The following is a 14842-nucleotide window of genomic DNA, read 5'->3' as shown; positions in this document are numbered from 1 at the left end:
AAGGTTCGCTATGAAGGTTGCTGTAATGACAGACAGCACTGCTTATATACCGGAAAATATACGTGCCCACCACAATATTCATATGGTGCCGCTAAGCGTGATATTCGATGATCAAACCTACGAAGAGGAAGTGGATATTTCCACGGGGGAATTCTATGAAAAAATGAAACAAACGAATGCGCTTCCCAAGACATCGCAGCCATCCATTGGCCTGATTACAGCAAAACTGGAAGAGCTTGCTGAAGACTATGATGCCCTTATTTCTGTTCACCTTTCCAGTGGCATAAGTGGCACCTATCAGGCAGTTGCCAGTGCCGGGGAAATGGTGGAAGGCATTGATGTCTATCCCTATGATTCAGAAATCAGTTGCCTTCCCCAAGGGTTTTATGCCCTGGAGGCAGCAGAGCTTGCCAAAGAAGGGAGGGCACCTGAAGAGATCATCCAGCGCCTGGATGTGATGAAGCAGTCGATGCACGCCTACTTTATGGTTGATGATCTTACTAATCTCCAGCGCGGCGGCAGGCTGAATGGTGCGCAGGCTTTGGTTGGAAGCCTTCTTCAGGTCAAGCCTGTTCTGCATTTTGTTGATAAGCAAATTGTTCCTTATGAGAAAATTAGAACAAAGAAAAAGGCAATCAATCGTATAATGGGTATGCTGGAGGAGGAAGCGGAACAGGGAAAAGCCCTCCACGCAGTTTTCATCCATGCCAATGATGAACAGACAGCGATAGCTCTCCGGGAGCAGTTTCTGGAAAAATACCCTGCATGTGAAGCGAGTATCAGCTACTTTGGCCCAGTAATTGGGACCCATTTGGGGGAAGGGGCCATTGGTATTGGCTGGTATGTAAAATAAATAGTAAAAATTTGGACTGCACGGGAGAAACCGGCAGTCCTTCCCTTCATAATACCTCTAAGGAGATGAACTCATGCCAGATTCCCCGCTTATTGCAGATATCCCTCATTTATCCAGGCAGTATGGAGGAAAGCTGCTTCTTCGCAAAGAAATTCTTCTCGACAATACCAGTTTTCAATCGTGCCTTACAGCAGGCCTTTTTACTCCGCTTCCATCCATCACTCGAAATTTTTTCTCCTGCACTTGCAGGCGTTGCGGCAATAAGGATCCTTCTTTATTTGGAATGATCGATTGCTCTTCCTGCAATTCTGCTCACCCATACTGTCGTAAATGTATACAGATGGGCAGGGTTATGGAGTGTGAGCCCCTATATTATTGGTCAGGACCGCGATATGAATGGCCCTGCATCAATAACCCGTGTACATGGCAGGGAACTCTGACGCCGTATCAGCGCCATGCGGCGGAGCGGATAGCGGAGGCTGTCCGCTCCGAAGATAAGGAGCTCCTTATATGGGCAGTGTGTGGAGCGGGAAAAACAGAGATGCTGTTTCCAGGTATTGCTGAAGCCCTGACTCTAGGAAAGAGAGTATGTGTGGCGACACCTAGGGCAGACGTCGTCCGGGAACTTCTTCCCCGTTTCGAGGCATCCTTCAAACATACAAAAATACAAGGCTTGTATGGTGGAGCCGATAAAAAAGATGATGCTTCTCAGCTGACTATTTCCACTACCCACCAGCTGCTCCGCTACAGGGAGGCCTTTGATGTGATGGTCATTGATGAAGTTGATGCTTTCCCTTTTCATAAAGACCCCTCCCTTCCGTACGCGGCTGACAGGGCTAAAACCCTCCAAAGCACCACTGTTTATCTTACCGCAACTCCCAGAAAGACCCACCACAGGCGCATCCGTCAGAAAAAACTCCCCCATATTTTTGTTCCAGTCCGATTCCATGGTCATCCTCTTCCCGTTCCTTTGCTGAAAATGTGCTTTACCCTAAAAAAAGACTTCCAGAATAATCAATTCCCTCCCTCAATGATCCGTTGGCTCTCCGTTCGTAAAAATCCTGACCGGCAGCTTCTGATCTTTGTACCAACAATTGAATTGGCAGAAAAGCTGGTCGAGACTTGGAAGGTATCAAATCTGTCCACAGCAGGGTCGGCAGCACCTGTCCATGCATCTGACCCGAAGAGGGAACAGAAGGTGGACGCATTCCGCAAGCGGCAGTTGGATGTACTTGTTACCACTACCATTCTGGAGCGGGGGGTGACTTTCCCCTCTGTAGATGTAGCAGTACTACATGCAGGACATGAAGTTTTTGACGAAGCTGCCCTTATTCAGATATCCGGTAGAGCTGGGAGAAGTCCCGATGATCCTGAAGGTGAAGTGTTATTTTTCCATGATGGAAAAACGGAGTCGATGATGAAAGCTGTAAGAGAGATTAAAAATATGAATAGGAGAGGAGGCTTTAGCCGGCCATGAATTGTCTATGGTGCCACCAGCCTGTTAAAACTTCTCTCACCTGGTCCACTCTGTTAATGGCAGAAAAGCCGAGCCCCCTCTGTGATTCTTGCAATATGCTGTTAGAACCAATTAAGGGCAGCCGCTGCCGTAAATGCAGCAGACCGGTCAAGCAATCCATATGCTCTGACTGCATTACATGGGAAAAATCCAAGGGTGGCGACCCATTGGATTGGAACCACTCTCTGTTCACTTATAATTCGGCCATTAAGGAGATGGTTGCTGCTTGGAAATACCGAGGAGACTATCAAATTGGTTCCATATTCAAGGCTGCCATGACCACATCCTATCAGAGGAAATTTTCCACCATCCATAAGGACCATAAAGAGATGCTGGCTGTTCCGATTCCTTTAAGCCAGGAGCGAATGAATGAGCGGGGCTTCAACCAGGCCCAAATGCTTGCAGAGTATCTTCCTTTGAAAACAGCATCGGTTCTGACACGGCATCACGGGGAAAAACAGTCAAAAAAATCGCGCGCCGAACGGGTTGGGACAAAGAATCCATTTGAAGTGAAGCGGCAGCTAAACAAACCGGTTGTTCTTGTCGATGATATCTATACAACAGGCACTACACTTCGCCATGCCGCAGAGCTCCTGAAGCAGAATGACTGTCCTGCGGTATACAGCCTTACCCTGATTCGGAGTTAGAAGTGTTATGCTATAATTGGCGAAAAGAGGTAAACCATATGGCAGAATTGGCAAATTGCGAGCGGTGTGACAGCCTATTCGTAGGCGGCATAAGGAAGATATGTCCAACTTGCTTTGAAAAAGAAGAAAACGCTTTTCAAACCGTGTATCTGTTCCTGGGCCGGCAGGAGAACAGAGAGGCAACTATTAGTCAAATTGTGGAAGCCACCGGGGTTTCGGATACACTCATAATTAAATTCGTAAAGGAAAAAAGACTCCGCCCATCCAAGTTTCCCAAATTATCCTATCCCTGTGAGAGATGCGGGGAGGCAATTATCGGCGGTACTGTCTGCACCGGCTGTTCGGCAGAGTTAAGAAGAGAACTGGCATCTTATGAGGAGATGAAGGCAGGTTCCCATAAGCAGGATACCTTAAATGAAAAGAGCGCGACGTACTATGTATTAAGCAGGAAGAATAAAAAATAGTAAATTCGCTACAGATATCAGAGATTTTGACGATATAAGAAATAGATAGAGGGAGACGGCAGGAAATAAAATAAATAGATTTGGGGTGAGACGTATATGAAGATAAACGGAACGAACCAAGTAAATTTAAATCCCTATAAACAACAGCTGCAGAACCAAGCACAAGCAAAAAAGGCCGGTAACAAGCAGGATCAGGTGGAGATTTCGGAACAGGCCAAGCACATGCAGCAAACGGAAAAGCCGGATCCAGAGAGGGCGGCGCGTGTCCAAGAAATAAAGGATGCGGTGGACAAGGGGAATTATAAGGTGAACCCGGAGAAAACTGCTCAAAAAATGCTGGATTTCTGGTCGGGGCATTAAGATACAAAAGGAGGACACCAAGTTGTCCGCAAACATAATTATCCAATCAATATCCAAACTCACAGAGGTTCACAGGGAGCTTCTAAAAACAGCCAAGGAAAAGACTGAGGCAATCAAGTCAGGCATCCCGGATGAATTGCAGGCTGTCCTTTTGGCAGAACGAAAAATCATTAAAAAAGCGGAGCAGGCTGAAAGTGAGCGTCAGGAAGCCGCCGAGTCATGGTTCAAGCACAATAAACTGCCTGTTAACGACATGTCTGTTTCAAAGATGCTTGGTCTGCTGAGAGAGAAAGAAAAGCATGCACTTGCCGTAGGGACGGAGGAACTTACTGAAGTGATTGCTGAACTGAGGCAGCAGGAGCGGCTTAATCAGGATCTGATCAGGCAGTCAATGGAGTTCGTCCAGCTTTCCTTGGAGCTTGTAAATCCCTCCATGAAGAAAATGAATTACGGGAGTCAAAAACAACAACAGACAACTACCAACCACTCATTATTTGATTCACAAGCCTGAGTGATTAATTTGTAGAAGGAGTAAAGCTATGAGTACATTCCATGGTCTGGAGATGGCCAAAAAAGCACTATTCACCCAGCAGTCTGCTATCCACACAACAGGCCACAATATTTCCAACGCGAATACAGAGGGATATTCCAGGCAGCGAGTAAATTTTGAGGCTTCCTCTCCTTATCCGCCGGCTTCCCGTAATCGGCCGCAAATTCCTGGCCAGATAGGAACAGGTGTAGAAGCAGGATCTGTGGAGCGTATCCGCAACCAATATCTCGATGTGCAGTATAGAGGGGAAAACGGAAAAGCAGGATTCTGGGAGGCAAAGGCGGGAGCATTGAGCCGAATGGAAAATATCTTGAATGAGCCGTCAGAAACAGGCTTGGCCCACTCCATGGACCAGTTTTGGCAATCGCTTCAAGACCTTTCTGTGAATCCGGAGAATACCGGAGCAAGGAGGGTCGTGATGGAGCGGGGGGAAGCAGTGGCGGAAACATTCCGTTATTTGTCCGATTCTATAAGTGGTGTCCGTGATGACTTGCGGCATGAGATGGAAACAACCGTTGACCGTGTAAATTCTCTTGCTTCCCAGATCCATGAAATAAATCAACAGGTGAAACAGTCGGAGACACACGGATATACGGCAAATGACATGTATGACAGAAGAGATAAACTGATTGATGAACTTTCTGGAATCCTGGATATCAGTGTGTCCTATGATAACAGCCATGCTAGTTCCAAGATAGCGGATGGCATAGTCAGCATTGACATTAAAGGCAATAATGGTGCTTCTTTAAAACTCCTGGAGGACGGGAAGGATCCAGCCAACTTGTCCCTAAAAGAAACAGAGGGTGGATCGATGCAGGTGACAGTCGGAGGAGAGCCTCTTGGGATGAATGGATCCAGCGGCTCCCTTTCCGGGATGATCAAGGCCCATGACGAAGATGCGAGAAATCTGCTTGTTGCACTGGACAATATGGCTGCAGGGTTTGTAAGTGAATTTAACCAGGTCCACAAGGCCGGGACTGACCTAGAGGGAGAGCAAGGCGGCTCATTTTTTGAGATCTCGGACGGAACAGCTTCTTCCATAAAAGTGGCTCTCGGAGATCCAAACAAGATTGCGGCGGGGCTTAACGGTACAGCGGGTGATGGCGCCAATGCGCGGAACTTGGCGGACGTCTTTGACCGCAAGTTGGAAGGGTTGGATAACAAGTCTGTCAAAGGATTTTATGAAGCAGAAATCGGCAAGCTTGGCGTAGAAGCCCAGGAAGCCAACCGAATGGCTGAAAATACGGACGTACTCCGTTCCCAGGTAGAAAACCAGCGGATGTCTGTAAGTGGGGTATCACTCGATGAGGAAATGTCCAATATGATTAAATTCCAGCATGCATACAATGCAGCTGCCCGAAGCATGACGGTTACGGATGAGCTGCTTGACCGCATCATCAATAATATGGGACTGGCAGGGAGGTAATTGATATGCGAGTGACTCAGGGAATGCTCTCCAATAATATGCTCAGAAATCTCACCAATAGCAATAACCAATTAAATAAGTATATGGATCAGCTGGCGACCGGAAAGAAAATCAATAAACCCTCCGATGACCCAGTGATCACCCTGAAAGGGATGAATTACCGTTCACAGGTGAATCAGGTGGAACAGTACAAGCGGAACACTAATGAACTCCATAACTGGATGGATAATTCGGATGCGGCACTTGATAAAACCACCCAAGCTCTCCAGAGGATACGTGAACTAGCTGTCCAGGCGAGCAATGACACCTATAGTACAGATGAACGGAAAAATATTAAGGTGGAAGCAGAGCAGCTGAAAAATCATTTAGTGGAACTGGCCAATACCAAAGTAAATGAAAAATATATCTTCAATGGGACCGACACTCAAAACCGCCCTGTCGACGAGGATGGCTCACTCTTAAGGGAGGGAGAACCAGGGAAGGTGGAAATTGAGGTGTTTGCCGGAACACAGTTGGCGGCAAACGTGAACCCTGACAAGGTATTCAACGAGGAATTCTTTGGTAATATTGACCAGTTTATCGACAACTTGGAAAATAATCCGGATGGCATTCAAGACAGCATCAGTGATATGGACCGGAATATCGATCAAACGATCAATGCCCGGGCCGAACTAGGTGCGCGGATGAACCGGCTTGAGCTGGTGGAAAACCGCCTGAATGAACAGGAGGTTATTGCAGTCAGCACCATGTCCAAAAATGAAGATGTTGATTATGCAGAAACGATTACCAAGCTGATTACCCAAGAAAGCCTGCATCGTGCTGCATTATCAGCAGGTTCAAGGATCATCCAGCCAAGTCTGCTGGACTTTCTGAGATAATGACCCCTGCCCCGATTGGGCGGGGGTTTTATATAGCGAAACTTTTTTCCTCGTCCATGGAAAGGGGGTTTTGCCATATTTTTGTCTGGAATCCTTATAAAACTACAGAGTTCAGCCGATATAAAAATAAAGATGAAAACAAGCATTAATAATGGGGGAGACGGGATATGCGAATCGGAGGATTGGCAACAGGTATGGATATTGATCAGCTTGTCGAAAAGCTGATGACGACTGAAAAAATGCCGCTAGATAAATTGAATCAAGATAAAACAAAGCTGGAGTGGCAGCGGGACGGCTTTCGGGATATTAACCGGAAACTCTCTGAATTGGACGGCATGATGCTTGATATGAAAATGAGCCGCACTTATAACTCGAAAACGGTTACCTCTTCACAACCCTCGGCAGTGACAGCGACAGCTACCACTAGTGCAATGGAGGGTTCCTACAACATCAAGGTTACACAATTGGCAACAAACGCCATTAATGTAGGTGGGAAAATCGATTTAACTGCGGATGAGCCGCTTGTCAACCATACGAATTTGCAGGAAGGAGACAGTGTTTCTTTCCAGACATATGATGAAGAGACAAAAGCAATGAAGACACATACCTATGAAATAGGAGCCACGGATACGCTAAAAGACGTGTTGAAGCGGATTAGTGATGATGATAACCATGTCCGAGCCTTTTACGATGCGGGTACCAATCAGGTGGTAATGGAAACAACGCGGACAGGCGTTTATAATCCGAACGGGGGGAATGAAATCGTCTTTGGAGACGAAAGTGGTTTCGATTCGTTCTTTGGGCCCATTCTTGCTATGGGTACAGAGCGAGAGGCTAAGGATGCAATGTTCACCTATAACGAGGCTTATACGGTGGAGTCAAAAGAAAACAGTTATAACCTGAATGGAATCACGTTCAATTTCAACTCTCCCACTGTAGGAGACGGTGCAACATTGAATGTCGCCAGTGACACCGATTCAGCATTTGATAACATCATGAAGTTTGTGGACAAGTACAATGAAGTGATTGAAGCCCTGGGTGACACCCAGAAGGAAGAGAGGTACCGCGACTACTCCCCATTGACTGATGAACAAAAGGAAGAAATGTCCGAAAAGGAGATTGAACTGTGGGAAGAAAAGGCCAAAAGCGGCATCCTGAGAGGGGAGTCGGCGATCTCCAATGGATTGTTCGATATGCGAAAAGGATGGTATGCAGCCGTTGAGACCGGCGGGGCATATACCTCGCTGACACAAATTGGAATAACTACAAGCAATAACTACATGGACGGCGGGAAGTTGATTGTTAATGAAGAAGAATTGAAAGCCGCCCTTTCCAAGGATCCGGGAAGTGTGCAAAAGCTTTTTTCCAATAGCAGTGAAGGCAACAGCCGGGGTCTGGTCAACCGTCTGGAGGATGCGGTTGAACGGACAATGGGCAAAATAGAGGATCGGGCAGGTAAGGGGTCAGATACACTGGAAGGCTACACACTGGGCCGGAGAATGAAGGATTTAAACCAGCGGATCGCTTCATTTGAGAAACGGCTGGTACAGATAGAGGACCGGTATTGGCGGCAGTTCACCGCCATGGAGAAGGCAATTTCCCAAATGAATAACCAATCGGCCATGCTGATGAGCAACTTCGGCGGCGGTCAAATGTAATGAAAAAAGGAGCTGCACAATTATGGCGATAAATAAATACCAGGCATATCAAAACAATTCAGTCAATACTGCTTCCGATGGAGAATTGACACTTATGCTCTATAATGGATGCATTAAGTTCATTAAGCAGGCCATGAAAGATATGGAGAACAAAAATTATGAAGCCAAGAATACACATATTCAAAAAGCACAGAACATTATTCAGGAGCTGATGCTTACGCTTAATTTGGAAATGGAAATATCTAATCAGCTGCTGCCGTTATATGAATACATGCAATTCCAGCTGAAGGAAGCGAATATAAAGAATGAACCGGCATACTTAGAAGAAGTCCTCGGGTATACGGTGGAATTCCGTGACACATGGAAGCAGGTTATCCTCAAAACAAGGCAGCAGCTTGCAAAGGGCGCACATATCTAATGAACCGCCTGCAGCCGATTCTTGATGCTACTATAGAATTAAAGGAGTTGTTACAGCAGGAAATAACTCCCCAAAACCGAGAAGAAGTTGTCCAGCAGGTGAACCAGCTGCTGGACGCCCGCGAGGAACTGATGGAAGTATTACTTCCCCCTTTTACAGAAGAGGAACAGAAGCTTGGACGCATGTTGACAGATCTAAATGCATCAATAAGCACTTCCCTGCATAAGCTGTTTGCAGAATTAAAAGAAGAAATGAAGCAAGTGAAGAAGCAGAAACAATCCAATCGGAAATATACAAATCCTTACCAAAATGTGAGGACAATGGACGGGATGTATCTGGACAGTAAAAAGTAGTTCTGTTCAGGTGCTGATTAGATAGACTAAGGACCGCAGCGAAAGTGTGAGATTGCCAGACAGAAATCCCTTTATTTCCCCTCATCCCCAGAAATCGGACAAGAATCAGACAAATTGTTTTCAATTCTTTGTATTTTCTGCAGGGTTTAGGCAGGAAATCACTACGGGAAAGTAGTATAATATAGTTAAAGGATAAAGGAGGGCACTTTCATGAAATTTAACATTCGAGGCGAAAATCTTGAGGTCACAGCACCGATCAAGGACTATGTAGAGAAAAAAATCAGTAAGCTGGAGAGATATTTTGAGTCTCCGCCTAAATCTGATGTCCATGTGAATTTAAGTGTCTATAATGATGAACAGCGAATTGAAGTGACCATTCCAATGACAAATCTATTATTACGTGCAGAAGAACAGCATCTTGACCTCTATGCAGCGATTGACTTGGTAGTAGATAAGCTGGAGAGGCAGATCCGCAAATATAAAACAAAAGTCAATCGTAAATCCAGACAGGAAGGCGCTGCAAAGCACGTGTTTGCGGAAATGGAAAAAGAAGCAAGCAATGTTGCGGTCGAGGATGATACGGATGATATTGAAATTGTGCGTCAGAAAAAGTTCAATCTGAAACCGATGGATTCCGAGGAAGCAATACTTCAAATGAATATGCTGGGCCACTCCTTTTATGTTTTTACCAATGCGGAAACTGAAGATACAAATGTCGTTTATAAACGCCGGGATGGCAAGTACGGCTTAATTGAACCAAATGCTTAATGCTGAATGAAATAGACGTCGAGGCGGTTCCCTGAGGGGGACCGCCTTTTTTCGCCTTGCTGTCGAAATTTGACGTACGATTTGCAGAAATTGAAATTTAACAGGGAAAAAAATTGATAAAATGGAAAATATAGACAAAAAGAGGACAAAAAAGGCTGATTTCCGGAGAGAAAGGTGTCGAATGACTCAATAAAATCGGAAAATTGCAACTAGCGCATTTAATAGGCTATGTGGTATAACTGAGTCAATAGCACTAGGAGGTGATCAAGAAACTAAGCGCGAGGAGTAAAATGGACCATCCAGGCATGACAAGTCCACGACAAAAGGCCGTGTCGCATAATTGCCGGAGAACAAGCTAGACATTGCCTGATTGAACCGAGCCACAGGGACACCAGATGTTTTAAGCACCCCTTCATTGAATCTCCCCGCCGGCCGAAAATTACAATTAAGCTGCAAGAAGCCCCGCTACACCACTTTTCATATAAAGAGCAGTCCATCCCCTGGATTGCTCTTTTTGCCGTTCCCCGTAAGAACTCAACAAGTTGTCATCCCAAAAGATATAGTGTTATTATTGAATAGTATTTATAACTTGAACCGGAAATTCTGGATAATTTCGAAATAGTTGAGGAGCGTTTGCGATGGCTGGATTACTGACAAAGATATTTGGTGATGGAAACCAAAAACAGCTGAAACGAATACAAAAGACAGTAGATAAAATTGAAGCAATGGAACCGGAGATGGAAAAGCTTTCCGACCATGATCTCCAACAGAAAACGGAGGAATTCAAAGAAAGGCATGCTGGAGGAGAGAGCACGGATGACTTGATGGTGGAAGCCTTCGCAGTGGTCCGGGAAGCTGCTAAACGTGTATTGGGCATGCGGCCCTTCCCTGTCCAGCTGACCGGTGCAGTTGCTTTGCATGAAGGCAATATTGCGGAAATGAAAACAGGGGAAGGTAAAACACTTGCTTCCACGATGCCAGCTTACCTGAATGCTATCACGGGCAAGGGCGTCCATATTATCACGGTGAATGACTATTTGGCCGAACGGGATGCTGGGGAAATGGGCCAGCTCTATCAATTCCTCGGTTTGACTGTCGGCTTGAATGGCAACGGCTTGTCAAAGGAAGAGAAACGTGAAGCATATAAAGCAGATATTACCTATGGTACCAACAACGAGTTCGGCTTCGATTATCTGAGGGACAATATGGTGCAGTATAAAGAGCAGATGGTTCAGCGGCCGCTGAATTTTGCGATCATTGACGAGGTCGATTCCATATTGATTGATGAAGCAAGGACACCGCTAATCATCTCAGGGTCTGCTAAAAAATCAGCTTCCCTCTATCAGCAGGCGGATGGATTTGTACGGACCCTCCAGCGCGAAACAGACTATACCTTTGATGAAAAGACGAAAGGGGTACAGCTGACGGAAGAGGGAATTAATAAAGCGGAGCGGTATTTCTCCATTGAAAACTTGTTTGACTTGGATCATGTTTCGCTTACCCACCATATTAATCAAGCCCTTAAAGCACATGTCTCCATGCATAGAGATACAGATTATGTAGTGGAAGATGGCGAAGTTGTTATTGTCGATCAGTTCACTGGCCGTTTAATGAAAGGACGCCGGTACAGTGATGGGCTGCACCAGGCGATTGAGGCAAAAGAAGGTCTGCAGATCCAGAATGAAAGCATGACATTAGCCTCGATCACCTTCCAGAATTTCTTCCGTATGTATAATAAGCTGTCTGGGATGACCGGTACGGCTAAGACAGAAGAAGAGGAATTCAGGAACATCTATAATATGGATGTTATTGCGATCCCGACAAATAAACCTATTCAACGTGAAGATAAACCGGATATGATCTATAAATCAATGGAGGGGAAATTCCGGGCGGTTGTCGATTATATTAAAGAACGGCATGAAGCGGGACAGCCGGTATTGGTAGGCACCGTTGCGGTGGAAACCTCTGAATTGATCTCCAACCTGCTGAAGAAAGCAGGTGTCAAGCACAATGTGCTGAACGCGAAAAATCATTACCGTGAGGCGGAAATTATTGAAAATGCTGGCCAAAAAGGCGCCGTTACCATTGCAACTAACATGGCAGGGCGTGGAACGGACATTAAGCTCGGCGACGGGGTCAAAGAACTTGGCGGTCTGGCAGTTATCGGAACGGAACGCCATGAGTCCCGCAGGATAGATAATCAGCTCAGAGGGCGGGCCGGACGCCAGGGAGACCCTGGTATGTCGCAGTTCTTCCTGTCTATGGAAGATGAATTGATGCGCAGGTTCGGTTCAGATAACCTTCGTTCCATGATGGATAGGCTTGGTATGGATGACGATCAGCCAATTGAAAGTAAAATGGTTTCCCGTGCCGTCGAATCAGCACAGAGACGGGTGGAAGGAAATAACTTTGATGCCCGGAAACAGGTGCTTTCCTATGATGATGTCCTTCGGGAACAGCGGGAAATCATATATAAACAGCGTTTTGAGGTCATCGAAGGGAACGAAAATCTCCGCGAAATTGTAGAGAATATGATTGTTTCCACATTAGAGAGGGTAACAGCTACACATACCCAGGACGATGACGAAGATAAGTGGGATCTACAGGCGATCATCGACTATGTACATGGTAATCTTCTGGATGAAGAAGATCTCTCAATCGATGAAATAAAAGGCAAAGAGCCCGAAGAGATCAACGAACTGGTCATGGAAAAAGTCAGAGCACGGTATGATGAAAAAGAGGCAGAACTTTCCCCGGATCAAATGCGAGAATTTGAAAAGGTTATTTTACTGCGTACAGTTGATACGAAGTGGATGGATCATATTGATCAGATGGACCAGCTCCGGCAGGGAATCCATCTCCGGGCATACGGCCAGAATGACCCGCTGCGTGAATATCAGCTTGAAGGCTTTTCCATGTTTGAAGCAATGGTTGAGAACATTGAGGAAGAGGTTGCAAAATATGTAATGAAAGCACGCATCAGGGAAAACCTGCAAAGAGAAGCAGTAGTTAAGAATACGCAGGCAGTTTCCGGCGGACAGGAAGAAAAGAAGAAAAAACGCAAGCCCTTTGTGAAAAGGCAGGATGTCGGCCGAAATGATCCATGCCCTTGCGGCAGCGGCAAGAAATATAAGAACTGCCACGGTGCTTAAAGATATATGAACACTCCCATAATCTTTGGGAGTGTTTCCTTGAAATATTTATTATTCAATAAGAGGTGATCCAATAATGGAAATGGCAGAAATTAAAAATGAATTGGATAAAATGAGGGCAAGAATCGAAGACTTTAGGGGGTCTCTTTGACCTGGATAACAAAAAGGCGCGTATTAGAGAATTGGATCTGGAGATGTCGGAGCCAGAATTCTGGAATGATCAGGATGCAGCGCAGAAAATTATTAATGAGGCAAATGTACTGAAGGATTATGTAGGCACCTTTGAGGAATTGGATGAAAAATGGGGGAATCTTGAAGTTTCCTATGAACTAGTCAAGGAAGAGAATGACCAGGAACTCTATGAAGAATTGAATGAAGAAGTGAGTGCACTGCAACAGGAGATCAATGACTTTGAGCTTCAGTTGCTGCTCAGTGAACCATATGATCGGAATAATGCAATTCTTGAACTCCATCCAGGTGCAGGCGGGACGGAATCACAGGATTGGGCAAGTATGCTGCTGCGCATGTACCAGCGCTGGGCCGAGGAAAAAGATTTTAAAGTAGAAACACTTGATTACCTCCCAGGTGAAGAGGCAGGCCTTAAAAGCGTCACGCTTATGATTAAAGGCCATAATGCATACGGCTACTTGAAGGCGGAAAAAGGTGTCCACCGTCTGGTACGGATTTCCCCGTTCGACTCCTCTGGACGGCGCCACACATCCTTTGCTTCCTGTGAGGTCATGCCGGAAATGCCGGAGGACGTGGATATCGAAATAAAGACAGAAGATATTAAGGTGGACACTTACCGGGCGAGCGGAGCTGGCGGTCAGCATGTCAACACGACCGATTCAGCCGTGCGAATCACCCACCTCCCGACCAATACGATTGTCACATGCCAGAACGAGCGGTCGCAGATCAAGAATAGAGAAGCAGCTATGAAAATGCTCAAATCCAAGCTGTATCAGCAGGAAATTGAGCGGCAGCAGCGGGAACTAGACGAGATTCGCGGTGAACAAAAAGAAATAGGTTGGGGGAGCCAGATCCGTTCCTATGTATTCCATCCGTATTCTATGGTGAAGGATCACCGTACAAATATGGAAATCGGGAATACGCAAAGTGTTATGGATGGTAACCTTGATCCCTTTATTGATGCATACCTTCGTTCAAGGATGAATTAAACGATGGGGTGGAGTAGCCTTTAGTCCCACAGCCCTTTCCTATGATGTTTTTATGAATATTTTCTCCAAGATATGGGGAAAGTACTTGGAAACCTTGTGCTAAGTCCTGAAAAGCCCAGACAAGTAAAAAGCAAAAATTGTTTTATTTCCACTCCTAAAGGTTATAATAACATTGTAACTACCAACTCCAATATCCAGTTAGGGGGAAAGCTCAAATGAAGAAATGGTTAATGGCAGTAGTATTTGGTTCAGCACTCGTACTTACCGGATGCGGCGGAGGTGGCGATGAAGGCGGCACCGATGAGCCGGCAGACAATGGCAATGGTGACACAGGCACAGAGGAATCCGCTGATGGAGGCGGAACAGTGGATACTGCCTCAGCAGAAGAAATTTATCAAAACAATTGTGCGTCTTGCCATGGTGGTGACCTTTCAGGCGGAGCAGGCCCTGATTTGACTTCCGTAGGCGCTGAATATTCTGCAGAGGAGATTGCAGATATTATTCAAAATGGAAAAGGCAGCATGCCGGCACAGGATCAAGTTTCCGCAGAAGACCGTGAAACATTGGCCAATTGGCTGGCAGAAAAACAGTAAAATTTTTGTAGAAAGAAAGACGGATCAT

The 14842-nt window shown here is 45.8% G+C and carries 16 protein-coding genes; 15 read left to right on the top strand and 1 reads right to left on the bottom strand.

The window, feature by feature from the left end; translation table 11 throughout:
• Positions 1-10 precede the first annotated feature (10 nt).
• The gene (locus tag ACFODW_RS02665; protein WP_390302556.1) at positions 11-853 is read left to right on the top strand and encodes a DegV family protein; all 843 of its coding nucleotides are present in this window, start codon (positions 11-13) and stop codon (positions 851-853) included.
• A 174-nt stretch (positions 854-1027) separates the two neighbouring features.
• On the opposite strand, the gene ACFODW_RS02660 is transcribed toward ACFODW_RS02665, so the two are convergent.
• Positions 1028-1159, bottom strand: a complete 132-nt coding sequence (locus ACFODW_RS02660) for a hypothetical protein (RefSeq protein ID WP_390302552.1) — start codon at positions 1157-1159, stop codon at positions 1028-1030.
• A 46-nt stretch (positions 1160-1205) separates the two neighbouring features.
• On the opposite strand from ACFODW_RS02660, the gene ACFODW_RS02655 reads away from it, so the two are divergent.
• The 14 genes from ACFODW_RS02655 (at position 1206) to cccB (ending at position 14814) form a co-directional block, all read left to right on the top strand.
• Complete coding sequence (locus ACFODW_RS02655; protein ID WP_390302549.1) at positions 1206-2330, top strand: DEAD/DEAH box helicase; 1125 nt, start codon at positions 1206-1208, stop codon at positions 2328-2330.
• A gap of 206 nt (positions 2331-2536) precedes the next feature.
• The gene (locus ACFODW_RS02650) at positions 2537-3016 is read left to right on the top strand and encodes a ComF family protein (protein WP_390302546.1); all 480 of its coding nucleotides are present in this window, start codon (positions 2537-2539) and stop codon (positions 3014-3016) included.
• Between the two features lie 38 nt (positions 3017-3054).
• Entirely contained in the window at positions 3055-3480 is a 426-nt protein-coding gene (locus ACFODW_RS02645; protein ID WP_390302543.1) for a TIGR03826 family flagellar region protein, read from the top strand.
• 96 nt (positions 3481-3576) lie between these two features.
• Positions 3577-3840 carry a flagellar biosynthesis anti-sigma factor FlgM gene (flgM, locus tag ACFODW_RS02640; RefSeq protein WP_390302540.1) on the top strand — a complete coding sequence of 88 codons (264 nt, stop codon included), beginning with the start codon at positions 3577-3579 and terminating at the stop codon, positions 3838-3840.
• Between the two features lie 22 nt (positions 3841-3862).
• On the top strand, positions 3863-4351 hold the full coding sequence (locus tag ACFODW_RS02635) for a flagellar protein FlgN (protein ID WP_390302537.1): 489 nt from the start codon (positions 3863-3865) through the stop codon (positions 4349-4351).
• A 28-nt stretch (positions 4352-4379) separates the two neighbouring features.
• Positions 4380-5816, top strand: a complete 1437-nt coding sequence (flgK, locus tag ACFODW_RS02630) for a flagellar hook-associated protein FlgK (protein WP_390302534.1) — start codon at positions 4380-4382, stop codon at positions 5814-5816.
• Between the two features lie 5 nt (positions 5817-5821).
• Positions 5822-6694 (top strand): flagellar hook-associated protein FlgL, encoded by an 873-nt coding sequence (flgL, locus tag ACFODW_RS02625; protein WP_390302531.1) that lies wholly within the window; start codon positions 5822-5824, stop codon positions 6692-6694.
• Between the two features lie 167 nt (positions 6695-6861).
• The gene (locus ACFODW_RS02620) at positions 6862-8352 is read left to right on the top strand and encodes a flagellar hook-associated protein 2 (protein ID WP_390302528.1); all 1491 of its coding nucleotides are present in this window, start codon (positions 6862-6864) and stop codon (positions 8350-8352) included.
• Between the two features lie 22 nt (positions 8353-8374).
• Positions 8375-8770 carry a flagellar export chaperone FliS gene (gene fliS / locus ACFODW_RS02615; RefSeq protein WP_390302525.1) on the top strand — a complete coding sequence of 132 codons (396 nt, stop codon included), beginning with the start codon at positions 8375-8377 and terminating at the stop codon, positions 8768-8770.
• Positions 8770-9123 carry a flagellar protein FliT gene (locus ACFODW_RS02610; protein ID WP_390302522.1) on the top strand — a complete coding sequence of 118 codons (354 nt, stop codon included), beginning with the start codon at positions 8770-8772 and terminating at the stop codon, positions 9121-9123. Before fliS ends, ACFODW_RS02610 begins: the two co-directional genes overlap by 1 nt.
• Before the next feature lie 210 nt (positions 9124-9333).
• On the top strand, positions 9334-9891 hold the full coding sequence (gene hpf / locus ACFODW_RS02605) for a ribosome hibernation-promoting factor, HPF/YfiA family (RefSeq protein WP_390302519.1): 558 nt from the start codon (positions 9334-9336) through the stop codon (positions 9889-9891).
• Between the two features lie 638 nt (positions 9892-10529).
• On the top strand, positions 10530-13043 hold the full coding sequence (secA, locus tag ACFODW_RS02600) for a preprotein translocase subunit SecA (RefSeq protein ID WP_390302516.1): 2514 nt from the start codon (positions 10530-10532) through the stop codon (positions 13041-13043).
• Positions 13044-13119: 76 nt separating this feature from the next.
• A protein-coding gene (gene prfB / locus ACFODW_RS02595) for a peptide chain release factor 2 (RefSeq protein WP_390302513.1) occupies positions 13120-14221 on the top strand; the annotation gives its coding sequence in 2 pieces (ribosomal slippage) (positions 13120-13191 and positions 13193-14221; 1101 coding nt in all).
• A gap of 215 nt (positions 14222-14436) precedes the next feature.
• Entirely contained in the window at positions 14437-14814 is a 378-nt protein-coding gene (gene cccB, locus ACFODW_RS02590; RefSeq protein ID WP_390302510.1) for a cytochrome c551, read from the top strand.
• Positions 14815-14842: the final 28 nt, after the last annotated feature.

The sequence above is a fragment of the Virgibacillus sediminis genome (assembly GCF_042643265.1).
GTDB lineage: Bacteria > Bacillota > Bacilli > Bacillales > Amphibacillaceae > Virgibacillus_O > Virgibacillus_O sediminis.
Note: the sequence above shows the minus strand (reverse complement) of the source record. Positions and strands in the feature narration are given on the sequence as shown.

Coding starts and splice junctions, on each gene's coding strand:
- secA (WP_390302516.1), top strand. CDS start 10,530: ATGGCTGGATTACTGACAAAGATATTTGGTGATGGAAACCAAAAACAG.
- cccB (WP_390302510.1), top strand. CDS start 14,437: ATGAAGAAATGGTTAATGGCAGTAGTATTTGGTTCAGCACTCGTACTT.
- hpf (WP_390302519.1), top strand. CDS start 9,334: ATGAAATTTAACATTCGAGGCGAAAATCTTGAGGTCACAGCACCGATC.
- ACFODW_RS02620 (WP_390302528.1), top strand. CDS start 6,862: ATGCGAATCGGAGGATTGGCAACAGGTATGGATATTGATCAGCTTGTC.
- ACFODW_RS02610 (WP_390302522.1), top strand. CDS start 8,770: ATGAACCGCCTGCAGCCGATTCTTGATGCTACTATAGAATTAAAGGAG.
- fliS (WP_390302525.1), top strand. CDS start 8,375: ATGGCGATAAATAAATACCAGGCATATCAAAACAATTCAGTCAATACT.
- flgK (WP_390302534.1), top strand. CDS start 4,380: ATGAGTACATTCCATGGTCTGGAGATGGCCAAAAAAGCACTATTCACC.
- flgL (WP_390302531.1), top strand. CDS start 5,822: ATGCGAGTGACTCAGGGAATGCTCTCCAATAATATGCTCAGAAATCTC.
- ACFODW_RS02665 (WP_390302556.1), top strand. CDS start 11: ATGAAGGTTGCTGTAATGACAGACAGCACTGCTTATATACCGGAAAAT.
- ACFODW_RS02645 (WP_390302543.1), top strand. CDS start 3,055: ATGGCAGAATTGGCAAATTGCGAGCGGTGTGACAGCCTATTCGTAGGC.
- flgM (WP_390302540.1), top strand. CDS start 3,577: ATGAAGATAAACGGAACGAACCAAGTAAATTTAAATCCCTATAAACAA.
- ACFODW_RS02655 (WP_390302549.1), top strand. CDS start 1,206: ATGGAGTGTGAGCCCCTATATTATTGGTCAGGACCGCGATATGAATGG.